Origin of the sequence: Ferruginibacter sp., from assembly GCF_031391665.1 — a bacterium.
Classification (GTDB): domain Bacteria; phylum Bacteroidota; class Bacteroidia; order Chitinophagales; family Chitinophagaceae; genus Ferruginibacter.
In genome coordinates this window covers 1-25,249 of sequence record NZ_JANMUN010000107.1, presented here as the reverse complement: position 1 = coordinate 25,249, position 25,249 = coordinate 1, and the positions used below count along the sequence as shown (strand labels likewise).

At 35.5% G+C, this 25,249-nt stretch carries 22 protein-coding genes and 1 rRNA gene; 13 read left to right on the top strand and 10 right to left on the bottom strand.

Translation table 11 applies throughout. The annotated features are described in order from the left end of the window. The 3 genes from ACY651_RS08540 to ACY651_RS08530 form a co-directional block, all read right to left on the bottom strand. Nucleotides 1-3,088: efflux RND transporter permease subunit (locus tag ACY651_RS08540; protein ID WP_462251681.1), on the bottom strand; the 3,088-nt coding region annotated here is incomplete at its 3' end. 161 nt (nt 3,089-3,249) lie between these two features. Then, nucleotides 3,250-4,317, bottom strand: coding sequence for an efflux RND transporter periplasmic adaptor subunit (locus ACY651_RS08535; RefSeq protein WP_462251679.1), 1,068 nt, complete (start codon nt 4,315-4,317; stop codon nt 3,250-3,252). Between the two features lie 223 nt (nt 4,318-4,540). Then, nucleotides 4,541-5,668, bottom strand: coding sequence for a 5-(carboxyamino)imidazole ribonucleotide synthase (locus tag ACY651_RS08530; protein WP_462251677.1), 1,128 nt, complete (start codon nt 5,666-5,668; stop codon nt 4,541-4,543). Nucleotides 5,669-5,922: 254 nt separating this feature from the next. Between ACY651_RS08530 and hppD the strand changes: the two genes are divergently transcribed. Continuing rightward, complete coding sequence (gene hppD, locus ACY651_RS08525) at nt 5,923-7,056, top strand: 4-hydroxyphenylpyruvate dioxygenase (RefSeq protein WP_462251675.1); 1,134 nt, start codon at nt 5,923-5,925, stop codon at nt 7,054-7,056. Between the two features lie 121 nt (nt 7,057-7,177). After that, entirely contained in the window at nt 7,178-7,945 is a 768-nt protein-coding gene (locus ACY651_RS08520) for a L,D-transpeptidase family protein (protein ID WP_462251673.1), read from the top strand. On the opposite strand, the gene ACY651_RS08515 is transcribed toward ACY651_RS08520, so the two are convergent. The 3 genes from ACY651_RS08515 to ACY651_RS08505 all read right to left on the bottom strand — a co-directional run bounded on the left by ACY651_RS08515 (nt 7,942) and on the right by ACY651_RS08505 (nt 9,934). Then, nucleotides 7,942-8,385 (bottom strand): PIN domain-containing protein, encoded by a 444-nt coding sequence (locus ACY651_RS08515; protein ID WP_462251671.1) that lies wholly within the window; start codon nt 8,383-8,385, stop codon nt 7,942-7,944. The genes ACY651_RS08520 and ACY651_RS08515 overlap by 4 nt on opposite strands. Beyond that, nucleotides 8,382-8,585 (bottom strand): hypothetical protein, encoded by a 204-nt coding sequence (locus ACY651_RS08510; protein WP_462251669.1) that lies wholly within the window; start codon nt 8,583-8,585, stop codon nt 8,382-8,384. The genes ACY651_RS08515 and ACY651_RS08510 overlap by 4 nt, the downstream gene beginning before the upstream one ends. A gap of 86 nt (nt 8,586-8,671) precedes the next feature. Continuing rightward, complete coding sequence (locus ACY651_RS08505; RefSeq protein WP_462251667.1) at nt 8,672-9,934, bottom strand: aspartate kinase; 1,263 nt, start codon at nt 9,932-9,934, stop codon at nt 8,672-8,674. Between the two features lie 194 nt (nt 9,935-10,128). Between ACY651_RS08505 and fbp the strand changes: the two genes are divergently transcribed. The 6 genes from fbp (at nt 10,129) to ACY651_RS08475 (ending at nt 14,576) form a co-directional block, all read left to right on the top strand. Continuing rightward, nucleotides 10,129-11,145 carry a class 1 fructose-bisphosphatase gene (fbp, locus tag ACY651_RS08500; RefSeq protein ID WP_462251665.1) on the top strand — a complete coding sequence of 339 codons (1,017 nt, stop codon included), beginning with the start codon at nt 10,129-10,131 and terminating at the stop codon, nt 11,143-11,145. 64 nt (nt 11,146-11,209) lie between these two features. After that, nucleotides 11,210-11,665 carry a GNAT family N-acetyltransferase gene (locus tag ACY651_RS08495; RefSeq protein ID WP_462251663.1) on the top strand — a complete coding sequence of 152 codons (456 nt, stop codon included), beginning with the start codon at nt 11,210-11,212 and terminating at the stop codon, nt 11,663-11,665. Nucleotides 11,666-11,674: 9 nt separating this feature from the next. After that, complete coding sequence (locus ACY651_RS08490; RefSeq protein WP_462251661.1) at nt 11,675-12,433, top strand: ABC transporter ATP-binding protein; 759 nt, start codon at nt 11,675-11,677, stop codon at nt 12,431-12,433. 48 nt (nt 12,434-12,481) lie between these two features. Beyond that, entirely contained in the window at nt 12,482-13,264 is a 783-nt protein-coding gene (locus ACY651_RS08485; RefSeq protein WP_462251659.1) for an FKBP-type peptidyl-prolyl cis-trans isomerase, read from the top strand. 111 nt (nt 13,265-13,375) lie between these two features. After that, entirely contained in the window at nt 13,376-13,906 is a 531-nt protein-coding gene (locus ACY651_RS08480; protein WP_462251657.1) for a YfiT family bacillithiol transferase, read from the top strand. Nucleotides 13,907-14,033: 127 nt separating this feature from the next. Next, complete coding sequence (locus ACY651_RS08475; protein ID WP_462251655.1) at nt 14,034-14,576, top strand: NUDIX hydrolase; 543 nt, start codon at nt 14,034-14,036, stop codon at nt 14,574-14,576. A 33-nt stretch (nt 14,577-14,609) separates the two neighbouring features. Here ACY651_RS08475 and ACY651_RS08470 read toward each other — a convergent pair whose 3' ends face one another. From ACY651_RS08470 to ACY651_RS08460, 3 genes are all read right to left on the bottom strand, one after another. Next, on the bottom strand, nt 14,610-15,938 hold the full coding sequence (locus tag ACY651_RS08470; RefSeq protein ID WP_462251653.1) for a bifunctional folylpolyglutamate synthase/dihydrofolate synthase: 1,329 nt from the start codon (nt 15,936-15,938) through the stop codon (nt 14,610-14,612). A gap of 125 nt (nt 15,939-16,063) precedes the next feature. Further along, a complete protein-coding gene (locus ACY651_RS08465; protein WP_462251651.1) occupies nt 16,064-16,927 on the bottom strand; it encodes a hypothetical protein in 864 nt (287 codons plus the stop codon). Between the two features lie 259 nt (nt 16,928-17,186). Further along, a complete protein-coding gene (locus ACY651_RS08460; RefSeq protein WP_462220094.1) occupies nt 17,187-17,381 on the bottom strand; it encodes a hypothetical protein in 195 nt (64 codons plus the stop codon). A 377-nt stretch (nt 17,382-17,758) separates the two neighbouring features. Here ACY651_RS08460 and ACY651_RS08455 point away from each other — a divergent pair, with 377 nt between their 5' ends. Together ACY651_RS08455 and ACY651_RS08450 are read left to right on the top strand one after the other, a co-directional pair. Further along, entirely contained in the window at nt 17,759-18,445 is a 687-nt protein-coding gene (locus tag ACY651_RS08455; protein WP_462251649.1) for an aspartate/glutamate racemase family protein, read from the top strand. A 98-nt stretch (nt 18,446-18,543) separates the two neighbouring features. Then, nucleotides 18,544-19,299 carry a DUF4197 domain-containing protein gene (locus ACY651_RS08450; RefSeq protein WP_462251647.1) on the top strand — a complete coding sequence of 252 codons (756 nt, stop codon included), beginning with the start codon at nt 18,544-18,546 and terminating at the stop codon, nt 19,297-19,299. Between the two features lie 102 nt (nt 19,300-19,401). Here ACY651_RS08450 and ACY651_RS08445 read toward each other — a convergent pair whose 3' ends face one another. Continuing rightward, nucleotides 19,402-21,849, bottom strand: coding sequence for a M1 family metallopeptidase (locus ACY651_RS08445; RefSeq protein ID WP_462251645.1), 2,448 nt, complete (start codon nt 21,847-21,849; stop codon nt 19,402-19,404). A 290-nt stretch (nt 21,850-22,139) separates the two neighbouring features. On the opposite strand from ACY651_RS08445, the gene ACY651_RS08440 reads away from it, so the two are divergent. The 3 genes from ACY651_RS08440 to ACY651_RS08430 all read left to right on the top strand — a co-directional run. Beyond that, the gene (locus ACY651_RS08440) at nt 22,140-23,381 is read left to right on the top strand and encodes a DUF4476 domain-containing protein (protein ID WP_462251643.1); all 1,242 of its coding nucleotides are present in this window, start codon (nt 22,140-22,142) and stop codon (nt 23,379-23,381) included. Between the two features lie 102 nt (nt 23,382-23,483). After that, nucleotides 23,484-24,209: a tRNA pseudouridine(38-40) synthase TruA gene (gene truA, locus ACY651_RS08435; RefSeq protein ID WP_462251641.1), complete on the top strand. Its 726-nt coding sequence runs from the start codon at nt 23,484-23,486 to the stop codon at nt 24,207-24,209. Nucleotides 24,210-24,851: 642 nt separating this feature from the next. Further along, a 16S ribosomal RNA gene (locus ACY651_RS08430) occupies nt 24,852-25,249 on the top strand; the annotation flags it as partial.

Below are 25,249 nucleotides of genomic sequence, written 5' to 3'. Positions count from 1 at the left end.
AAACTGATAAACTGGTTGGTTCCAAATCGTCGAGCTCACTTCTTTTCTTTTTACTGGAAAGAAAAGCATACATGGCAGGTATAACCAATAAAGTAAGAATTAAAGAGAACATAATACCACCTACAATAACAATACCCAACGGAATGCGGCTGGTAGAGGCATCGCCTAATGATAAAGCTAAGGGCAACGCACCTAAACTCATAGCAAGGCTCGTCATTAAAATAGGGCGGAACCTTGCTACTGCAGCTTCAATAACGGCCTGTCCTTTTTTAGCACCTGCTAATTGTTTTTGATTGGCAAACTCTACAATTAAAATACCGTTTTTTGTAACCAGGCCAATCAGCATAATCATTCCTATCTGCGAAAAAATATTTAGTGTTTGCCCAAATAAACTTAAAGATAATAATGCACCTGCAATGGCAAGCGGCACGGTTATCATAATAATTAATGGATCAATAAAACTTTCGAACTGCGCCGCCAAAACTAAAAAGATTAATATTAATGCCAGGATAAATGCAAAGCTGGTATTGCTGCCGCTTTCGGCATAATCTCTTGAGGAACCGGTAAGCGAAGTGGTAAAAGAATCATCTAATATTTTTTTAGAAATTTCTTCCATGGCTTTAATACCATCACCCACAGTTTTACCCGGCGCAAGACCCGAAGAAATGGTTGCAGATTTATACCGGTTAAAATGATAAATAGTTGGCGGCGTACTTTCTTCTTCCATCGTAACCAGATTATCTAACGGTACCGACTGGCCTGCAGCATTTCTTACATAAATACCTTTTAAATCGGTGGGGTCGTCACGGTCATCTCTTGCTACCTGGCCAATTACCTGGTATTGTTTTCCATCTCTTGTAAAATAACCCAGGCGGCGGTTGCTTAATGCTAATTGCAATGCTTCTGAAATATTTTCTATGCTTATACCAAGGTCGCTGGCTTTCAAGCGGTCAATTACAATTCTTATTTCTGGTTTATTAAATTTTAAATCTGCATCCACACCCTGGAAGATGGGATTTTTGGAAGCCTCCTCCATAAATTTTGGTAACACTTCTTTTATCTTATCAAAATTGATATTTTGTAAAACAAACTGTACCGGCTGGCCGCCACGCCTGTTTACCGAAATAGTTTGTTCCTGTATGGCAAAAATTCTTCCTTCATTAAATTTACCGGCATTTTTATTTATCATGTTCACAATTTCCTGCTGCGATCTTTTCCTGTCTTTTGGATCGGTAAGTGCAGCCCGTACCATACCTGTATTAACGGAACCTGAACCTGTAAAGCCCGGCGCAGTAATGCTTATTAAAACTGTTTTTTCAGGCACAGAATCCATAACAAATTGCGATACCTTATTAACATACTTATCCATGTAATCGTAAGAAGTTCCTTCAGGTGCAGTAACCGAAAGGCGGAACTGGCTTCGGTCTTCCATAGGTGCCAGTTCGGAAGGGATATCTTTACCAATAATATAAATGATACCAAAACATGCGAGGATTAAAATGATAGCGATCCATTTTAATTTCATAAAACCCTGCAGTAATTTACGGTAGCCATTTTCCATACCACGAAAGAAGGGTTCGGTAACATTATAAAAGCGGGAATGTTTATGCACTTTACGTGCAAGCTTAACATTTAGCACTGGTGTAAGTGTAAGCGAAACAAATGCCGAAATTAAAACCGCACCGGCCACTACAATACCAAACTCACGGAAAAGCCTGCCCACAAAGCCTTCCAAAAATATTATGGGAAGAAATACAATTGCCAGTGTTATGGATGTTGCAATTACTGCAAAATAAATTTCTTTAGAACCTTCTTTAGCGGCCTGCCACTTGCTCATGCCGTTTTCCATTTTTTTAAAAATATTTTCTGTTACCACAATACCATCATCTACCACTAAACCTGTTGCCAGTACAATAGCCAAAAGCGTTAATACATTTATGGTAAAACCACAGACGTACATAATAAAAAATGCGCCAATTAATGAAACAGGAATATCTATAAGAGGACGGATGGCAATAATCCAGTCTCTGAAAAAAAGATAAATAATTAATACCACCAGTATAATGGCGATCATTAAAGTTTCTTTTACTTCTGAAATGGATTTTTTAATAAACCTGGTTTGATCTAATGCAATGTCTAATTTAATATCTGCAGGCACTTCCTTTTTAATTTGCTCATAACGGTTATAAAATTCATTGGAAATAGCAACATAGTTGGAACCGGGTTGCGGCACAATGGCCAGCGCAATCATCGGTACTCCACTTTCTTTTAAAACCGATTCTTCATTTTCGGGACCAAGCACAGCTTCACCAACATCTTTAATTTTAATATCCGAACCATTTACATTTTTTACAATGATATTATTAAATTCTTCTTCGGTATTGATATTGCCAAATGTTCTTACTGATAATTCTGTAGCATCGCCTGAAATTTTGCCGGAAGGTAACTCTACATTCTGTTGTTGTAATGCAGTTTGTATATCGCCGGGTGTTAATCCGTATGCACTCAGTTTAGCCACATCAAACCAAATACGCATGGCATATTTTCTTTCGCCCCAAATTTGTATGCCACTTACGCCGGGTATAGTTTGCAAACGCTCCAATAAATTATTGGTAGCATATTCTGTTACCTCTAATTGATTTTTGGTATTGCTCTGCACCGTCATGGAAATAATAGCATCGCTGCTGGCATCTGCTTTGCTTACAACCGGAGGCGCATCTAAATCGGATGGTAAAGAACGAACGGCCTGCGATACTTTATCACGTACATCATTGGCCGCACTTTCTAATCCGTTACCCAGTTCAAACTCAACATTAATATTGCTGGTGCCCTGGCTGCTGCTGCTGGTAATATTTTTTACACCTGCAATACCGTTGATGGCTTTTTCTAAAGGCTCTGTAATTTGCGATTCTATAATATCGGCATTGGCACCGGGGTAAGCTGTACGTACAGAAATATTAGGCGGATCGATAGCGGGATAATCCCGTACGCCTAAAAATTTAAACCCTATTACGCCAAATAAAACAATGACGATACTGAGCACAACTGCCATAACAGGGCGACGTAAACTAAGTTCGGATATATTCAATCTGCTTTGTTTTAAAGTTATTTATTGATGTTTTAAATTCAATGCCATCTTTATTTACTACTTAAGGCATAATAAACGGAAACGTTTTTTTTAAATCATTTTAATTTTTCTTTTTTATCCCCTTTGCCCTCAGTAATTTTTTTTATCGTCTTACTGTTGCTTTAGTTCCCCTTCAGGGGGCGGAGGGGGCCTATTTGCACTTTGCTGCCGGGTTTAGTGGAAAGCAACCCGGTTATTAAAACGGTATCGCCTGCTTTTAAACCGGTAGTAATTTCCACCATTGCAGAATCTCTTATGCCTGTGGTTACTGTTTCCATTGATGCAATTCCATTTCTTACTGCCATTACTTTTTTATTTCTTGCCTGCGGAATAATGGCTTGTGTGGGTATCATCAGTGCCGCATTATTTTCTCCCAATGGTATCTGCACTTTTGTAAACGAGCCTGCAATTAATTGTGCATTGGCTTTATCTACCAATGCAATTACTTTAAGGCTCCTGGTTTCGGCTGTTATATTATTTTCTGTTGCTGTAATTTTTGCAGAATAAGAAGCATTATTATTTTCAACTGTAAAATGGATAAGGCTGCCCGGCTTCATTTGTGCGCCGTATTTTTCGGGTACAGTAAATTCTAATTTTAACTGGCTTACTTTACGCAATGTGGTAATAATAGTTGTGGGAGAAATATAGGCACCCGGTGTAATTGTGCTGGTACCCATTTTGCCACTAAACGGTGCCCTTAAAGATGTTCGGGCAATATTGGTACGAATGATATTGATATCGGCCCTGATATTATTTACAGCCAATACATTTAAATCATATTCCTGCTGGCTTACACCATTTATTTTTAATAATGCTGCATATCGTTCTGCAGTTTGGTCGGCAGTTTTTAATTGCACTAAAAGTTTTTGTAATTGCGCCTGCAAATCGCCATCATAAATTTTTAAAATCATACTGCCCTGTGCAACATTGCTGCCTTCTCTAAAATAAACACCTGTTACTCTTCCGGCAACCTCAGGATGCAATTCCACTTCCTGGTAAGCGGCTAAACTTCCGGGCACTTCAATATCCTGGGATAATAATTGTGGCGTAACGATAAATCCATCCACTTTTGCAGCCGGAGGTGTGGCTGGTTTTGAAGCTTGTTTATTTTCTTCTTTTGAAGAAGACTGGCAACTGAATAACACTAAAAGGCCTGAAAAGGCAGTGATCAACTTTATTTTTTCCAACACTTGGTTCAATTTTAATATTAGACTACAATTTATAAAAAAACTGTCGTTTATAAATAAGCTATTTGCTAAAAGGTATATTTCGGTTTTTTTTGGTAGGTGCTTCGGAGTTTCCTATGAATTATGTAACATTATTGATAAAATAATTATCCAATAATAAATATTGAATAATTTATTTACTTTAAAATGTTTGTGCGAATTTATTTTGGGTAATGAGGCTGTAAATTTACATTTTCGACACTACTTTTAAGGTATGTTTTATTCTGTTAGCCTGGTGAATAAGTTCCTGTTTTTCTTTACTTAAAATAGTTACATGCCCCATTTTTCGGCCGGGCTTAGTATCTTTTTTTCCGTAGATATGTATAAAAACATTATCTAACTGTAAAATTTCGTTTAATCCTTCGTAATGTGCTTCGCCGTTAAACCCTTCTGCACCTAATAAATTTACAATGGCTGCAGGTAAAATATGTTCTGTACAGCCTAAGGGATAATTAAGCATAATGCGCCACAACATATCAAACTGGCTGCTGTAATTGGCTTCAATAGTATGATGGCCGCTGTTATGCACTCTTGGCGCAGTTTCGTTTACCAAAACATTATTATCAATATCCACAAATAATTCTACTGCAAAAATGCCGGGACTTTTTAAATCTTTTACCACTTTTAATGCAATAGCTTCTGCTTTCCATAAAACTTTTTCGGGTAAATCGGCAGGGCTTATCTGAAACTCAAGCAGGTTCAGGCGCTGATCAAAAACCATATCTACAGTTGGGTACAAAGCATTTTCTCCTTTATCGTTTACAGCAATAATAACAGCAATTTCTTTTTTTATATGCACTAATTTTTCTAAAACCGAAGGTGCATCAAAACCTTTTGCAAAATCGGCAGTTGTTTTCATCAACTCTACACCACGGCCATCATAACCACCCTTACCCACTTTATGAGCAGCAGGTAAAAAATTTTGGTGTTGATTTAATTCATTTTTATTTTGAGTAATTACAAAATCGCTGGTAGGTATTTGATTGTCTTTATAAAATTGCTTTTGTAAAATTTTATTTTTAATAATTTTTAATGCTGATGGTTTGGGATAAACTTTTACGCCTTCGCTTTCTAATTTTTCAAGTGCTTCTTCGTTTACACTTTCTATTTCGATAGTAATGGCATCTAAATTTTTCCCAAAATTATAAACGTCATCAAAATTTGTAATATCTCCTTTTGTAAAATTATGGCAGAGATGAGCAGCGGGGCATGCGTCATCATTTTCCATTATATAAGTTTTAACAGGGTAATTTGCAGCGGCTTGTAAAAGCATTCTGCCCAATTGGCCGCCGCCGAGTATTCCAACTTTAATCATGGCGCAAATATAGAATGTACTGCCTTAAGTGCTTTAAGTTTTGCTATATTTGTATTAAGAAATGCAACCTGATTATCCACATAAAATATTTACCGACAGGCGCAATAACTATTCTTTGTTAATGCTTGCGCTGGCTATGGATACGGTGCTTTAATTTGATATTCTTCTGCAGATTACACTGATACCGCAAAAAAATCAATCTGCGTAATTTGTGCAATCAACGGGTAAATTCCACTCACTTCAAATTAATTACAATGCAAACAACAACAGCACAAACCATAACTGATAATAATACTGTAACAGATTTTTTACCTCTGCAAGGCACCGATTATGTAGAATTTTATGTAGGCAACGCCAAGCAGGCAGCACATTTTTATAAAACTGCTTTTGGGTTTCAAAGCCTGGCATATGCCGGGCCCGAAACTGGTGTAAAAGATAAAGTGAGTTATGTTATCCGCCAGAATAAATTAACTTTTGTTTTAACCACACCTTTAAGAACGGATAATGAAATAGCCAAACATATTTACAAACATGGCGATGGTGTAAAAGTATTGGCTTTAAAAGTAGAAGACGCCACAAGTGCATGGGAAGAAACTACCAAACGTGGTGGCAAATCTTATTTAACCCCAACCACCTTAAAAGATGATAATGGCGAAGTGATACTAAGCGGCATTCATACTTATGGCGAAACGGTACATCTTTTTGTAGAAAGAAAAAATTACACCGGCCCTTTTATGCCCGGCTTTAGAGAATGGAAATCTAATTACAATCCCACTTCAACAGGATTATTATATGTAGACCATTGCGTGGGTAATGTGGGCTGGAACCAGATGAACCCATGGGTAAAATTTTATGAAGAGGTAATGGGCTTTAAAAATATTTTAAGTTTTGATGATAAAGATATTTCTACCGAATACTCTGCATTAATGAGTAAAGTAATGAGTAATGGCAATGGTTTTGTAAAATTCCCTATTAACGAACCCGCCGAAGGAAAAAAGAAAAGCCAGGTAGAAGAATACTTAGATTTTTATAATGGAGAAGGTGTACAGCATGTGGCCATTGCAACAGCAAATATTATTGAAACCGTAACTGAATTGCAAAAGCGTGGAATAGAATTTTTAAAAATTCCCGACAGTTATTACGAAACTGTTTTGAACCGTGTGGGCAAAATTGACGAAGATTTAAAACCATTGAGCGAACTGGGTATTTTAATTGACCGTGATGACGAAGGTTATCTGTTGCAAATATTCAGCAAACCTTTGGAAGACAGGCCTACTTTGTTTTTCGAAATCATTCAGCGTAAAGGGGCAAAAAGTTTTGGTAAAGGAAATTTTAAAGCTTTATTTGAGGCACTGGAAAAAGAGCAGGATTTAAGGGGAAATTTGTAATTATCCTTAGTGAAACTCCCTGTTTTTTCAACATTTCGCTCAACTGTAATTTTTTTAACAAATAAAATTTCAATTTTATTTTTATTTTTACGTTCTTTAAGTGGTAACCCCAATATTTTTAATGAAGTCTTTCTTAAAAAAATTTTTTCTCATTACCGTCCCTGTTTTTTTAGCAGCAGGCACTCTATTCTCACAAACTTCATTTGTTGATTTTCAAAAAGGCTCCGGTAAAGTTTCGGGCATCTTCAATAGCATGGAAGATTCAGTAAGAAAACAATTTGAAGATAAAAAATTAACCTGGCCGCCACAGGCAATGTATGTGCGTTCGTTTAAATACGACAGGCAATTGGAAGTTTGGGTAAAAGGCAATGCAAAAGAATCGTTTAAACTTTTTAAATCTTACAAAGTGTGCATGCAAAGCGGCACTATGGGCCCAAAGCGTATGGAAGGAGATTACCAGGTACCCGAAGGTTTTTATTATATCAACGAGTTTAACCCCAACAGCAATTATCATTTGGCTTTAGGTTTAAATTATCCCAACGCATCAGATAGGATTTTAAGCGATTCTATTCGTCCGGGTAACGCCATTTATATACATGGCAATTGCGTTTCTACAGGCTGCATACCCATCAGCGATATACCGATGGAAGAAGTGTACATTATTGCTACACATGTAAAAACCAACGGACAGGATTTTATTCCCGTGCATGTTTTTCCTGTAAAATATAATGTAAAAAGATCTGCCGATTATCTTGCAGAAACTTTAAAAATAAAACCTGCACTGGTTGGTTTTACCACACAACTAAAAGAAGCCTTTAATTTTTTTGAAGAGAAAAAACAACTGCCTGTTATTTTGGTGAATAAGAAAGGGGAGTATGTGGTGGATTAATTTTTTGATTCTCTGAGCGCCAGTAACTCGGCTGTATTCATTACTCTTTTAAAATTAAGTTTCTTTAATCCTCGGTACAAAATTTTATCCCCGGTCCAAAGTGTCGCTTTTAAAAATTTAGTTAACGCTACAAAATCTGTGTCATCTATATCAATGCCTTTTGTTATTTGTTCCGATGCCAGCCAGGTTTCTGCAGGAATAATTTCTTCGTTTATAAATTTAAGTTTTGAAATAACCAGTGTATAGGATATTTCCAGATTTTCCTGTGTTAATTTTGAAATTTTCTTTAGCCGTTCCCAATGTTTTTGAATTTCATAACGCATATAACTGCAACTGTAAAACTCAAAATCTTTGTCGGAATTAAATAATAAATCTCCAATATTTCCATTTGAGTTTAGTAATGCACTAAAAATAATATTGGTGTCAACAACTATTTTCATTTTACAAGTCTGCTTCTGTTTTTGCTCCACCAGCCTTCTTTAACATCATTAGCCAAAGCGTTAATGTCGGATTGTTTTGCTTTTGATTTAGAAGTAGCTTCTTTATAAGTAAGGTAATCAACTAAACGCTGCAAGCCAGTTGTATCAACGCTGGAGGGAAGCCTGATAATTACTTCTTTTTTTGTTCTTTCAATAACCATATGCTTGTATTTAGTTCAAGTTACGAAATTATTTGTCTTTATTAAGTTTAAGGCTGAGCAATATTATTTTATATCTTTTCAAGCTTTTAATACATCAAGACCTGCACCGTTTCCGTCGTTCTCTGCGTTAGCAAAATTGTTTTATCTTTTGTTAGCTCATCAAATTTTTCTCTGGTATAATGGCGGATGGTTAAAAGCGTTAAATCTTTTTTCACCTGCACATCAAATAATTCGCTGGCGGCTAATGCCAGTCTTTCAATTTTATCAGGCCGGTCATCTAAACAACATAAAATACTTATTGCACCTGTTTGTGTAAGGTTGGGTTTAATTTTTATAGTAGCAAAAAGTTCATATAGATCACTGATACCATTTTCTCCCACAAAAGAAAAATCTTTGCTGCTCAATTCCATTAATACCTGTTTATCTTTTACAACAATTATAGGTGGCAGTTTATGATCTGTTTTATTACTGATAATTGTTCCTGCAAGCTCAGGCTGCAAAAAACATCTTACATGCAAAGGGATATTTTTATTTTGTAAAGGTTTTATTGTTTTAGGGTGAATAACCTGTGCACCGTAATATGCCATTTCAATTACTTCGGTGTAACTTAATGCATCAATAAATGTTGCGTCGGCAAATTGTTTGGGGTCGGCATTCATCACGCCTTCCACATCTTTCCAAATGGTTTGGCTTTCGGCATTTAACAGGTTGGCAAAAATAGCAGCGCTGTAATCGCTGCCTTCTCTTCCTAAAGTAGTACTTTCATTTTCATCGGTAGCACCAATAAATCCCTGGGTAATTACAATATCTACAGTATTGAAAAGCGGTTCAATAATATCGGTAACTTTTTGTTGGGTGTACATCCAGTCAATTGCAGCATCTCTAAAATTATCATCGGTTCTAATAATATCCCTTACGTCAATCCATTTATTTTTTATATTAATTTCATTAAGATAATCACTCATCATGGCGGTACTTAATAATTCGCCGCTGCAAACAATTTGATCGTAATAATAATCGTATTCTCTTACAGCTTTATCATGCAGCAGCCATTCAATTTCTGTAAAAAAATCTTTTAAATGATTTTCGGCCTGCTGCCAGCTTAATGGCGTAAGATATTTAAGTGTATTAAGATGTTGTTCTTTAACCTGCTCAAATAATTTTAAGGCATCATCATTTCTGCCTTCAAAAAAAGCATCCACCACTTTTTCCAGTGCGTTGGTGGTTTTGCCCATGGCAGAAATAATTATTAAAATTTTTTCTCCGCTAAAAGACTGTAAAATTTTACCAACGTTTTGTATTCTTTCTACGCTGTTGATGCTGGCGCCTCCAAATTTAAAAACCTTCATAATCATGTATTAACAGGCAAATGTGCCGATGTGCAAAATTTGAAAAGAAGTGAAAAAAAATAGCAGGTGCTCTTTAATTTGCAAATATACCTATTGCCTGATTTGCGCATTACTTATTATTTTCTTCTTACTTTTGAAATGCAAATCTAATCCCGATTTGTATCGATACAAAATCTACAACCAGAAATAAATATATGGTACCAAACAGACGGATTCAAACACTGGACGAATTTACTATTCAGCAGTTACGTGATTTTCCAAAAGCTACCGGCGAATTATCTAATTTATTAAGAGATATTGGCCTTGCAGCAAAACGTGTAAATGTAGAAGTAAATAAAGCGGGGCTGGTGGATATTTTAGGCGATGCAGGCGAAATGAATATACAGGGCGAGGAAGTAAAAAAATTAGACATTTTTGCCAACAACCAGTTTGTAGGGGTATTGCGCCACGGTATTAGTTGTGCAGGCATTGGCAGCGAAGAACTTGATGATATTGTAATTTTTGATGATGAAGTAAGTAACAACAGTAAATATGTTTGTTTGTTCGATCCGCTGGATGGCAGCAGCAATATTGATGTAAATGTTTCTATCGGTACCATTTTTAGTGTGTACAGGCGTGTGAGCGAATTGGGTAAGCCAGCAACCGAAGCAGATTTTTTACAACAAGGAGTTAAACAGGTTGCAGCAGGGTATATTATTTATGGCTCATCCACCATGATGGTGTATGCAACAAGGCGAGGTGTAAATGGTTTTACATTAGATCAGTCTATCGGAGAATTTACTTTAAGCCATCCAAATATTATTTGCCCGGAAACTGGAAAATTTTATTCTGTAAACCACGGTAACTTTTTTCAGTATGAAGAACCTGTAAAAAAATATATTACCGAATGCCAGAAAAAAACAAAAGATAATGGCGGACCATACACACAACGTTATATTGGCAGCATGGTAGCAGATATACACCGTAATTTAATTAAAGGTGGCATCTTTATGTATCCTGCAGTGTTTGATAAGCCCAAAGGGAAATTACGGGTAATGTACGAGTGCAACCCCTGTGCATTTATTATTGAAGTAGCAGGTGGTAAAGCAACAAATGGAAAGCAACGCATGCTGGAAGTGCAACCTACAGGGCTGCACCAGCGTACACCTTTTTTTGCAGGCAGTAAATTAATGATGGAAGAGTTGGAGGGTTTTATGAAAGCGGATGTATAGAATTACTGATTGGCGAAAATATTTTAGTCTAAAAATAATTTATTAAGAATAACAGCTTTGAGGAATGGTAGAGATTATTGAATACGAAAATAAGTATCAACCCGATTTTTATAAACTGAATATAGCATGGCTCGATAAATATAATCTTACTGAAAGCCATGATTTAATGATTTTAGATAATCCGGAAGATACTATTATTAATAAAGGTGGTTTTATATGGCTGGCTAAAGCGGAGGATAAAATTGTTGGTTCTGCTGCGTTGATAAAAGAAAGCGACGAAATATTTGAATTGGCTAAAATGGCGGTGGCAGATGAATTTAAAGGAAAAGGAATAAGTAAATTATTGATTGAAGTATGTATTGATAAAGCCAAAAAAATTGGCGCAGGTAAACTTGAACTTTTTTCCAATCACCAGTTAATAACTGCTTTAGGGCTGTATCAAAAATATGGCTTCCATCATGTTGCAGTAACCAACTCTCCATTTGAAACAGCAGATGTAAAAATGGAGATGAAATTGTAAATTGCAGTTATGAAAATTATCATCTCAGTAAAAAATTTAAAAAAGAATTACGGCAATTTTGCAGCCGTAAAAGATATTTCCTTTGATGTATATGAAGGAGAAATTTTTGGTTTGCTGGGCCCCAATGGTGCAGGCAAATCTACCACACTTGAAATTATAGAAACCTTAAGAGATAAAACCAGCGGCGAAATAATTGTTGATGGAATAAATTTAGATAAAAACCCCAACGACATAAAAAAAATAATTGGTGTGCAGTTGCAAACATCAGGTTTTTATCCCGGCCTCACTTTAATTGAACTTATACATTTATTTGGCGGCTTATACAATCAGCCGGTAAACCCAACCGAATTATTAAAACTGGTTAATTTAGAAGACAAAGCAAAAAATAAATTTAAAGAATTAAGTGGTGGACAAAAACAACGCTTTTCAATTGCCACCACATTAATTAATAAACCTAAAATTATTTTTTTAGATGAACCTACAACTGGCTTAGATCCGCAGGCAAGAAGAAACTTATGGGATTTAATAATAAATATTAGAGCGCAGGGCACCACCGTTATCATCACCACACATTATATGGACGAAGCCGAACAGCTTTGCGACAGGATTGCCATAATGGATGAAGGCAAAATAATTTCTTTAGATTCGCCTGATAAAATGATTGATGATTTAGTGGCAAGTGGTTTTGAAAAACCCAAACAGGTTAAAGCTGCCAACCTGGAAGATGTTTTTATACATTTAACAGGAAAAGAAATGAGGGATGAGTAACAAGTTGTTTATTTGCACAATTAATTTATAAATAAAAAATAAAAGTAAATGAAGAAGGCATTATTAAGTATGATTTTGATGGCAACATTTTTTTATGCAGCGGCACAAAAGCCTGCCAAAGTAGTGGCAAAACCGGCGGCGGCAAAGCCTGTAGCGGCAAAATCAATATTTAAAAATTTATCTGATAGCTTTAGTTATGCAGCAGGGTACGCAGTTGCTACCAATATGCGTTCGCAAAATATAAAAAGGGTTAATGCCGCCATTATGCAAAGAGCAATTGACGATGTATATAAAAATAAGCAACCCTTAATTGAGCCTGCTAAAATGAATGAGTGTTTGCAAAGGCAATCGCAGGTTTTTGGAGAAGAAAAAATGAAGGAAGATAAATTGAATGAAGGTAAAGTGAAAGAAGTAGCCGCTGTAGAAATTGCAAAAGGCGTTGCTTTTTTAGAAGCTAACAAAAAACGTGCTGGTGTTATTACATTACCTAATGGCCTGCAATACGAAATAATTAAAGGCGCAGACAGCGTAACCGCCAAACCAAAAATTAACGATGCAGTGGTGGTAAATTATATCGGTACTACTGTTGAAGGAATTGAATTTGATAATTCGTATAAACGTGGCCAGCCACTAACCATAGCCGTTACCAGTGTAATAAAAGGCTGGACAGAAATTTTACAATTAATGAGCATAGGAGATAAATGGAAAGTATATATTCCTACAGAGCTTGGTTATTATTTAAATCCCCTTGACCCAAATGCAATACCACCTGGAGCTGCTTTAATTTTTGAAATGTCGTTAGAAGGAATTAAACCAGGCGGTAGTAATTAAAATTAAAAATTGTTTTTCATAAAGAATTCAATAGTTTCAAAAAAAGAACAAGAAGAAAAGCTGGTTAAATGCTGCTATGAATAAATTTATTAGACAAATTAATAATCAACGATGAGCGAAGACTTAAGATACCCCATTGCTAAATACGAAGCAGAACCATTTTCTGATAAACAATTACAGCAGTGGTTACTTGATATTAAAAACTTACCCCAGCATTTAGAAAATGCTATTTTAAATTTAGATGCTGCACAACTAAATACTGTTTACCGGGAAGGAGGTTGGATGGTAAAGCAAGTGGTACATCACGTTGCCGATAGCCACATGAATGCTTATATGCGCTTTAAGTTGGGACTTACAGAAAACAATCCTACCATCAGACCTTATGATGAAGTTGCGTGGGCTGAGTTAAAGGATTCTTTGGAATTGCCCATCAATATTTCACTCACCTTAATTCATGCATTGCATAGCCGCTGGTATCATATTCTTAAAAATTTATCCGAAGCAGATTTACAAAAAACTGTTTTTCACCCCGAACATAAAAAAGAAATGACCTTGTGGTTTTTGCTGGGGATGTACGCATGGCATGGCAGGCACCATGTAGCGCACATTACCAACTTAAGAGAAAGAATGAAATGGAATTAGTTTGATTAGCTAACTGGTTAATTAGTTTATGCACAGCATCCTGCGGATTGGGAAAGCGCTAAACTTCTAAACCTCTAAACCTCTAAACCATTAAACTAATTAACCAATAAACCCCTAGACCAAAAACATGAACTGGAAAAAACTCTCCTCAAAATATTTAAGTAACCACATTTATTTTACTGCAAGAGAGGACCGTTGCGAAAGACCCGACGGGCAAATTGTAGATCCTTATTTTGTGGTGGAAATGCCACCGAGTGTTTGTGCTGTTCCGGTTACAGAAAATAACGAAGTAGTTTTGGTAAGGCAATACCGCCACGCCATTGGCAAAACAATTGTAGAAATTCCCGGCGGATTTATTGATTCAGGCGAAGACGTACAAAAAGCTATTGCAAGAGAATTACTTGAAGAAACGGGCTACGAATTTACCAGCTACGATTATTTAGGAAAAATCGCATCTAACCCTGGCATGATTGACAACTTTACTTATTTGTATTTGGCAAGAGGAGGAAAAAAAATAGCAGCACAACAATTAGATCATAACGAAGAAATAGAATTATTAACCGTGCCTTTAGAAAAATTCAGGCAAATGCTGCAGCAAAACGAAATTGTACAATCGCTGCACATGGCTTGTGCGTTTTATGCTTTTCAAAAAATAGATGGAGAAAAATAAAATTCTCCCTCAGATTACGCAGATATCGCTAATTTAATTTTTCTTTTCTGCGTAATTAGCGAAATCAGCGGGCATATCCACTTCTCCCACCAAAAAAACACTGCCGCAAACAATAATTAAATCTGTTGCTGCAGCATTTTGCTTTGCAGCATCAATGGCCATATTTACATCATCGTAAAAATTTCCTTTTAAATTAAATGCTGCAGCTTTAGTTTGCAATTCTTTTGCTGGTAAAGCCCTTGGTATATGGGCATTGGTAAAATAATATTCGGCATCAGCAGGCAGCAACGATAAAACTTTATCAACTTCTTTATCTTTTACCATACCCAAAACAAAATGATTTTTTATTTGGCCGCTATCGTTTTTTAATTGTTTTAAAATTTGTTTTATACCATCTTCGTTATGCGCCACATCTAAAACTACAGTTGGGTTTTCTGCAATTACATCCCATCGGCCATGTAAACCAGTTATTTTTTTTGTATTAGCTAAAGCAAATTTTTCCGCTTCATTTTTTATAACAAAACCCTGTTGCATTAAAATGCCTTCGGCACATAACACAGCACATAAATTTTTTGTTTGATAAATACCATTAAGATCAAGAGAAAAACTTTCTGTAATGCCAACCTCAATATTGGTTACATCGCAATTTAAAATTTGTGCAGTAGAATTGATATTAGAAACTTTATAATCTTCCTGAGCAAAATAAATTGTGCTGTTGCTTTCTTTAGCTTTGTTTGAAAAAATATTTTTTGTTTCGGTAAGATATTCTCCAATAACTACCGGTACAGTTGGTTTTATTATGCCAGCTTTTTCATGGGCAATTTCTTCTAAAGTGTTACCCAAAATATTCATATGGTCGTAACCAATATTGGTAATAATGGAAAGAATAGGAGTGATGATGTTGGTACTGTCTAACCTGCCGCCAAGGCCTGTTTCAATAATGGCGACATCAACTTTTTGTTTTGCAAAATAGTCAAAAGCCATTGCTACGGTTAATTCAAAAAAAGATGGTTCAATACTTTCAGATAAAGTTTTGTTATGCTCTACAAAATCCACCACAAAATCTTCGTTGATCATTTCGCCATTTATTTTTATTCTTTCTTTAAAATCTTTTAAATGCGGCGAAGTGTATAAACCTGTTTTGTACCCGGCCTGTTGTAAAATTGCTGCCAGCATGTGGCTGGTGCTGCCTTTACCGTTAGTGCCGGCAATATGTATGCTTTTAAATTTTGTTTGTGGATTATCTAATGCATTGCAAAGAGCAATGGTGTTATGTAAATCTTTTTTATAGGCAGCAGCACCAATGCGGCTGAACATGGGTAACTGTTTATAGAGATAGTCAATCGTTTGCTGATAATTCATTTGCGAAAAGCTGTAGAATGGTTAAAGTACAATGGCAAATGTAGGTAAAGCTGAATAATGATTTACAGTTGAAGAGTGCGACGCCAATGAAGTTGAATCAAGGAGTAAATGTTGGTAACAAAAAATTAGTTTTCTTTAAAATAAAAAGTAACTACAACTTGAGATTCATGATCTGATTTATCAAATTGGATATTTGATAACCTGTTCCTTATATCATCTGCATAGACTTTTTCGGTTTTAGTAGAACCCTTTTCAAATCCAATAAAAGTTCCAATACCATTAGGGTTTACTTTTATTTTTGCAAGTATTGTTGCTTTTTGTAGATCACCCGTAAAAGAATAATATTTAATGATTTTCCTATCTCCCCTTACACGGGGAAAGTTATTACCGCCAGTCTTACCACTGGGATCATTGCCGTAACTATCTGGCTTACCATCAGGGCTGCCTGCATCACCCTTGCCGCCAGGTTTATTGCCTTCGTATTTATAGCCATTATCTTCAGTGGCACCATTGCCTGTTCCGTTTTTTGGTCCGTTATAACCGGCAATTTTTGGTTTTTGTGGTTTAGGCACTGCTACAACAACTGGTGCAGGGGTAGTATTTTTTACTGGTTGTGTTGTAGGTTGTTTAGGAATAACAGTTGTTTTAACTGGCTTTTCAGGTTTTACAACAGGTGCTGCCTCTTCATCTTTATTATCGTCCGGTTGTACATCTTGCGCAGGCTCGTCATTTGCAGCAGCGGCTGGTGTTTGCTGTTGCTCCGCAGGTTCGTTACCGGGAGATTTCTCACCTTTAACCAAGGGTTGCACATCTCCAAAGCCTTCATCTAAATTGCCTAAATTAATTTCAATTAAATCTTCTGTAATAGGTGTTGGCGGGGGTAAAATTTTCCATGTCCAGAAAATAGCGATTAATAACAATGCTGCAACTATTACGGTTGTATAAAGAAACGCTTTCCTGTTTTTTTCAGCTTCAAATGTTGCAGACATAGTATTTGTATAATGCATAGTAAAGATATTCAATTTTATATAACGATGCAAAACCGTACCAAATTGAATAAGCGTTGTTAAAAATTTAACAAATTAACAGGGGAATGATAATGCCGTTTCAGATTAAAATGATCAATAAATTGATTTTGTATTCATCCGTGAAAATCTGTGAAAATCCGTGGCAAAAAAAAGCATGGCCAAAGCCATGCAGTAAAAAACTAAAAAGAATTATTCTATTTTAAGAAAATAAAAATCAAACTTAGTTCAACCTCCTCATCATTGAGGCAGAAGTTCTTTGTCTCTTTTGTACATTCCACAAATCTACCACACCAAATGAACGGTTGTTACCTTCGGTTTTTGCATCAACAGCAAGGGTTTCTTTTGTTTCTTTCATTAATTCTTTCAGGTCTTTTTTGTTGATTGGGGCACCTATGCCCACGACATCACTTTTCATATTTCTAGTTTTAAATTACAATTTTATCGCTCAAGTATCAGGCTAAATGGTCTGGTTGGGCGGATTTTCGTTTAACAAACAAGGGTTTTATTTTGCAGTAAATAACGCAGTATTACTGAAATGCGATGCAAATTTACGCCGGCACATTAAATTATTTCATCTAAAATTTTTATTATAACATTATGCCAAAGCAATTTTATTATTTTCATAACTCAATGCAGTATTGTGTTTCAGCATTTTTATTTTATTATAACCAAACTGTAAAATTGAAGCTGATTTTTGTATTAAAGAAATGTTAAAGCAAAAAAACTTGCTGCATCTACCGTTGTACCATTTTTGTAAAAATGATTGTAACATTGCTTTTGTAAATAATTAGAATGAAAACAATAGGACTAATTGGTGGTTTAACCTGGTACTCAACTTTAGATTATTACCGGCTGTTAAACGAATTGATGAATAAAAAATTGGGCGGAGTACATGCAGCAAAAATTATTTTATACTCCGTTGATTTTGCAGAAATAAAAATTTTAACGGAGCAGCAGGATTGGAAAAGTATTGCTGTAATAATTTGCAAAGCAGCAAAATCAATTGAAGTTGCAGGTGCCGATTGTATTTTGATTGGTGCCAACACCATGCATAAAATTGCTGATGAAGTGCAGGCTGTAAATATTCCTGTAATTCATATTGCAACTGCTGTTGCCGAAACAATTAAGAGCGCAGGATTAAAAAAAGTGGCCTTGCTGGGTACAAAATATACGATGCAATTGCATTTTTATAAAAATATACTTGCAGAAAATGGTATTGAAACAATTACGCCGCCTGAAAATGATATCGAATTTATCAATAACTCTATTTATGAAGAGTTTGGTAAAGGGATATTTTTGTCCGAAACCAAAACTGAATATTTAAAAATTATGGAGGAACTGATAAAGCAGGGTGCAGAAGGTTTTATTTTAGGCTGTACCGAAATTCCTATATTAATTAAGCAGGAAGATTGTACAGTTCCTGTGTTTAATACTGGCCTTATTCATGCAATGGCTGCAGTTGATTATGCTTTAGCTTAAAATCTAATGCTTCAAATTTTATATTATAACAGTTTTAACCCGCTGTTAGCATAACTGGCAGTAAATTTGTTAAATACTTTCTTAAAAAAAATTCCATAATGAAAAAATTTACTTTTCTTTTTTTAACTGTTGCAATTGTTTCATTTACAAACGCACAGGGTATTTTAGGTAAAATAAAAAAAGCAACATCCAAAGACAGTAGCGGCAATATACTTTCTGCCATTGGTAAAACCGGTAGCGGCAAAGGGTTGAGTAACGATGAAATTATAAGTGGTTTAAAAGAAGCTTTAAGTATTGGTACTGACAGTGCCGCAAAAAGATTAAATAAAACAGATGGTTTTTTTGCAAATGCGGCATTAAAAATATTAATGCCCGAGGAAGCAAAAAAAGCTGAAGCAACTTTGCGTAAAGCAGGTCTTGGTTCTTTAGCGGACAAAGCAATATTATCTATGAACCGGGCAGCGGAAGATGCGGCGGGAGGCATATCTGCTATTTTTATTGACGCTGTAAAACAAATGACCGTTACCGACGGATTAAAAATATTGAAAGGTGGCGATTTTGCAGCAACCGAATATTTAAAATCTACCACCACTGCAAAACTTACTGAAAAGATGCGGCCGGTAATAGATGCTTCATTAGCAAAAGTAAATGCAACCAATTACTGGAAAGATGTATTTACCACTTACAATAAATTATCTTTTAGCAAAACTCCTGTTAATACAGATCTGTCATCTTATGTTACTGAACGTGCCATGAGCGGCATATTTTTTTCAATAGGTCAGGAGGAACAAAAAATAAGAAAAGATCCTGCAGCACAGGTAACTGCATTATTAAAAAAAGTTTTTGCTAAATAAACTTAAAAATATTTTCGTCTTTATCTAAAATATTTTAATAACACATAAAAAGTCCGGCAATAATTATTATCGCCGGACTTTTTTATGATAGAATTTATCAATCTACTTCCACAATCCTTTTATATATTCGGTAATTTCTGAGCCTTTAGCTTTTGCTAATTTGTCTAATCCGCCTTTTATAGTCGGGTCAACAAAACTTCTAAATTGTTCCGGCACTAAATTTCTAAATTCAATTATTTTATCAATACCTTTTTTTACGTTGGCAATGTTTTGCACTTTTTCAAGATAAGCAGCAAATGTAGCGCTGGCTGCAACTTTTTCCTGACTGGGCGGCGCTTTGTCGTAGCTGTTTGCAATAAAATCAAAATCAGCCTCACTACCCTTACTCATAATAATATCGCTAACTACCACGCCTAAATCACCTTTAGCATCTTTGGTGTATTTTTTTGCCAGTGTGTAAGCATTATCTGGCTCAAGCGCTGCAAGTCCGCCTAATGCAGCACCAGCAACACTGTAAGAAGAGTCGCCAACATTGGCCTTAAACAAATCCAAATATTTTGCATCAGCTTTTGCAGCTAAAAAATCAAGTGCCGCAACTTTTGCTTTTTTATTAGTTTCTGTTTTGCAAATATTTTCAATAGCTGTAACTACCCCTGCATCATTAGCCTGTTTAGATTTTGCTAATTTATTAATAGTGCTGGCACGTATTGGTGCATATTTATCTTTTAATCCATCAGCTAATTTTATCATGCTGTTTTTTGCAAAATAATCTAAAGCTTCGATCCTGTCTAAATACAAAGGCGCATATTTTATTTGGTGAATAAAGTTATCGGCAGTTTTATTATCATTTTTTTCGCACAATAAAATTTTATCTCCATCTACATTTATTAAATCAGGTTTTTGTGTATAGGGGAAAGTAAATGTATCTATCCTGTTTTCAACCCAAACTTTACGTCTTATTTTTTGTGCACCATTATAAATATCAATTGCAATAGGCAACTTGAAAATTTTTCCTGTGTTTTGCGTTTGCTCAATAATTACCGAAACTTTTCCGGCAGCATCATCATATTTGTAATCAATGTTTAACTTGGGGTGCCCGCTGCCAAAATACCATTGGTTCCAGTACCAGTTTAAATCCATTCCGGTAACTTCTTCAAAAGCCAAACGCATTTGGTCCGATTCGCCGGTTTTAAATTTATTGGTATTTAAATAATTATTCAACGATTTAAAAAATGCATCATCACCAACATAATTACGCAGCATATGCAGCACACGTCCGCCTTTTTGATAACTTACCAAATCAAATACATCTTCTTTGTCACTGTACCTGAATCTTACTAAATCTTTTTTTGCTTCATTGGGGTTAGATAAATATTGTCTTAAACCCTGCTGGTTTTCTTCATCACCGGCATCTTTACCATGCTTATATTCCATCCACAGTGTTTGGCTGTAATCTGCCATCGATTCATTAACAGTAATATTGCTCCAGCTTTCTGTTGTTACCAAATCTCCAAACCATTGATGAAATAGTTCATGACAAATAACAGTTTCCCAGCCGTTACCATCAGTAAGTTGTCTTGCATTTTGATAAGCACTTTCCTGATGCAGTGTTGCAGTAGTATTTTCCATAGCACCACTTACATAATCTCTGCCTACAATCTGGTTATATTTTTGCCAGGGATATTCAACACCTAATTTCTCCGAATAAAATTTCATCATCTCTGGTGTGGTGCCAAATACGCCTCTTGCATACGGCGCCTGATCTTTCTCTACGTAATAACTAACCTCTTTGCCTTTGTAGCTGTCTTTAATTATTGCAAAGTCACCTACACCCATAAAAAATAAATAAGGTGCATGGGGTAAATCCATTTTCCAGTAATCGGTACGGGTGCCATCGGCATTTTTCTTTTGGCTTTTTAATAAACCATTACTGAGTGTTACATACTTTGCAGGCACTGTCATGTAAATCTCCTCTGTTGTTTTTTGATTGGGTTTATCTATCGTAGGCATCCATACACTGTTGGCTTCAGTTTCGCCTTGCGTCCAAATTTGAGTTGGTTTATCTTTTTCCTCTCCGGTAGGGTTAATAAAGTATAAGCCTTTAGCATCGTTAATAGCAGCACTGCCTTTAACTTTAACTTCGTTCGGCTTGCTGGTATAATCTATATATACAGTATAATTTTCTCCGCCTTTATATATTTTATCAAGCGTAATTCTCAATTGCCAGCCATCATAAGTATATTTCAAAGGCGATTTGGATGCACCTTTCATCATCGCTATTTCTTTAATGTCCATGCCCTTTGCATCAAGCGTTAAAGAGTCAGTAGCATAAAAGTGTGGTTTTAAAGTAAGCCATTCTTTACCGTACATCCATGCTTTTGCATAGTCAAATTTTACATCAAGTTTGGTATGTACCAGGTCATTTACTCTTGTGCTGGTAGCCCGGTAAATTTTTTTCCAACTGGTATCTTGCGGCGGGGGAGCGTCATCCTGGGCCACCATTACAAAAGGGCTTGCAGCAAGGGCAAGCAAAAAAAGCAATTTTTTCATGTTTTATATTTAGGGTTCAAAAATAAGCGGAGTTTAGTTAAAGTGAAATCAATTTTTATTTAAATGGCAAAAACATAGTATTAATAAGTATTTTTGATGTGGCTTTTGTTTTAGGATTGTTAATTTCAGTGCCATCAACGGCGTTGCAAATACGAAGTTTTAATTTTTTTTATCTCCTGATAATATTTATACAACAAATGAATAGATTTTATAAAAAGTGGCTTTTTCTTTTTTCTTTCTTTTCTTTTTTTATGCTTAGCTCATTTTCTCAGCAAAATCATTTTATTTATTTGCAAACAGAGAATAGGCAGCCCTTTTATGTTAAGCTGGATAAAGAAATATTGAGTTCCTCGGCTTCCGGTTATATTATTATTCCAAAATTGCAGGATGGCACTTATATACTTGCCATTGGCTTTCCAAAAAACGAATGGCCCGAGCAAACTGTTACATGTACTGTAAATAAAAAAGATGCAGGTTATTTATTAAAGAACTTTGGCGATAAAGGATGGGGTATATTCAATTTGCAAACAATGGAAGTGACAACCTCAGGTGTAAAAGCTCTTGAAAATGAAAATTTAGGGGCGGAGGATAAGAGTGATATTTTTTCGAATACATTGTCTAATGTTGTTAACGATCCTTCAATTGCAAGAAAAATAGAAGAAAAATCTGCCGTAAAAGAAGAGGTAAAGCCACCGTTGATTGAAAATAGAACGGAAGTAGTACTGCCCGATACTCCATCAAATAGTGTAATCGCACCGGTAGAAGAAAAGAAGGTAGAAGGTAAACCTGTTATAAAAGAAGAAATAAAACCTGTTGTAGAAATTATTAAAAAAGAAGAACAGATTATTGGATCGTCGCAAGTTAAAAAATTATTTAGTATTAAAAGTTCAGAAGGAACGGATATGGTGTTTGCGGACATTGTGAATGGCGTTGCTGATACTGTAAGGCTTTTTATAGCGGCAGAAAAAAACAATGAAGCCATTCAGCCAGAAAAAAAAATAGTAAAGCCTGCAGCCGACTTACCAAAAAATGAGGAAGCAAAAGTAAAAGTATCAAGTGCAAAAACCACCAAAGCAGACGAACCTAAGTTTATAGATATTGAATTGCCTAATCCAAATATAAAAAAAGATACAGCATTAAAAATATTAGTTCCGGTTGCTGAAGTGAATAAAGCAGAGCAAATACCTGTTTCAGAAAAGCCAAAAGAAAATACCACAAAGCCTGTAATGGTAAATTCTGATTGCAAAAGTTTGGCCACTCAAGACGATTTCCTTAAACTAAGAAAGAAAATGGCTGCAGAAGGTACAGATGAAGAGATGGTTGATATTGCAAAAAAAGTTTTCAGATCAAAATGCTTTACCACAGAACAGATAAAAAATCTCAGCGTTTTATTTTTAAAGGATGATGGGAAATACAAATTTTTTGATGCGGCTTATCCATTTGTGTCCGATTCTAATAATTTTAGTTCTCTAGAAACACAACTAAGCGATGTTTATTTCATAACCCGGTTTAAAGCTATGGTCAATCACTAACTCGATTAATAAGGACTGGTGTATAAATATCATCTCTATAAAAAACTAACACTTGCTTATTTCCGCTATTCAACAATTTTAAACCCTTTAATTACTTCCCACATGCCACGGTATTTTATCGAAGTTTCATATAAGGGTACAAATTATTCAGGGTTTCAAATACAGCAAAACGCTAATTCCATTCAGGCCGAAATAGAAAAAGCGCTCAAAATATTTTATAAAGAAGATTTTAAATTAACCGGGTCTTCACGTACTGATGCAGGGGTACATGCATTGCAAAATTTCTTTCATTTTGATACTGATACGACCTTAAAAAATGACACTTATAATATCAATGCAATTTTGCCCGCCGATATAGTTGTAGAAAGTATCAATAAGGTTGATCATAATGCACATTGCCGTTTCGATGCCATAAGCAGGGAATATCATTATTATATATATCAGCATAAAAACCCGTTTTTACAAGGCAAAGCTTATTACATACCTTATAATTTAGATTTATTATTATTACAAACTGCCGCAGCAGAGATAATGAGTCATAAAGATTTTAGCAGTTTTTCAAAAAGAAACAGCCAGGTGTCATCTTTTTTTTGTGAAATCTATAAAAGCGAGTGGGTATATGAAGGAAATTGTTTGATTTATAAGATTAAAGCGAACAGATTTTTGCGTGGAATGGTAAAAGGTTTGGTAGGAACAATGCTTTTAATGGGTAAAAAGAAAATTAATCTAATTGATTTTAAAGAAATAATTGAATCGAAAGATTGTACAAAAGCAGATTTCTCGGTTTCTGCTGACGGTTTATTTTTATTTAAGGTAGCATTCCCGTAAATAATTTCATCTGATTCAATGTTTTTTCTCCACCTTCTTGATAAAAAAAAGCTCAATACCCAGGGAGAAAATTATACTTATTGTTGGTTGAAATTTCAAAATTCATTTTTTTTTACTAAAAGTAAAAAAAACAAACAAAACTTGTAATGCAGTACAGTAAAGATTTTTAGCATTATTCCCATTGTGATATTGTCACTTGTTAATAACTAATTTTGATATTTATTTTGGTAGTAGTTTAACCACCCTTATCTTTGCCGTCCGCTTTTGAAAAAAGGCATCAGTTCTTAACAAAATTTCACACAAAAAGTATCAAACAAAACCAAATTTAATTTCATCAAAAATGAAATTAAATTTGGTTGTTAAACTCTTCACTCTTACTTTTGCAATCCCAATAAAAAAAGGGCTTTCTTAAAAGTAAAAAAGAAATTAAGTTTAGAAAAATTTGGGTGATAATATAAAGACCCTTACTTTTGCACTCCCAATTAAAAAAGGGGTTAAAGGTAAAGTCAAAAGATCTTTGAAAGTTTGGAAACAACAGCACGAATCCTCGGATTCACAAAAGGTAATGTTAGCGCAAATATTAATTAGAATTTGACGTTATAATTTCGAGAGAAAATACAACAGTCAGATCAAAACTTCTTTACAATGGAGAGTTTGATCCTGGCTCAGGATGAACGCTAGCGGCAGGCTTAATACATGCAAGTCGAGGGGTAGCATGGGTAGCAATACCTGATGACGACCGGCAAACGGGTGCGGAACACGTACGCAACCTTCCCATAACTGGTGAATAGCCTTCCGATAGGGAGATTAATACACCGTAACATAACGAAGAGGCATCTCTTTGTTATTATAGGCTTCGGCCGGTTTTGGATGGGCGTGCGCCTGATTAGGTAGTTGGCGGGGTAACGGCCCACCAAGCCTGCGATCAGTAACTGGTGTGAGAGCACGACCAGTCACACGGGCACTGAGACACGGGCCCGACTCCTACGGGAGGCAGCAGTAAGGAATATTGGTCAATGGACGAAAGTCTGAACCAGCCA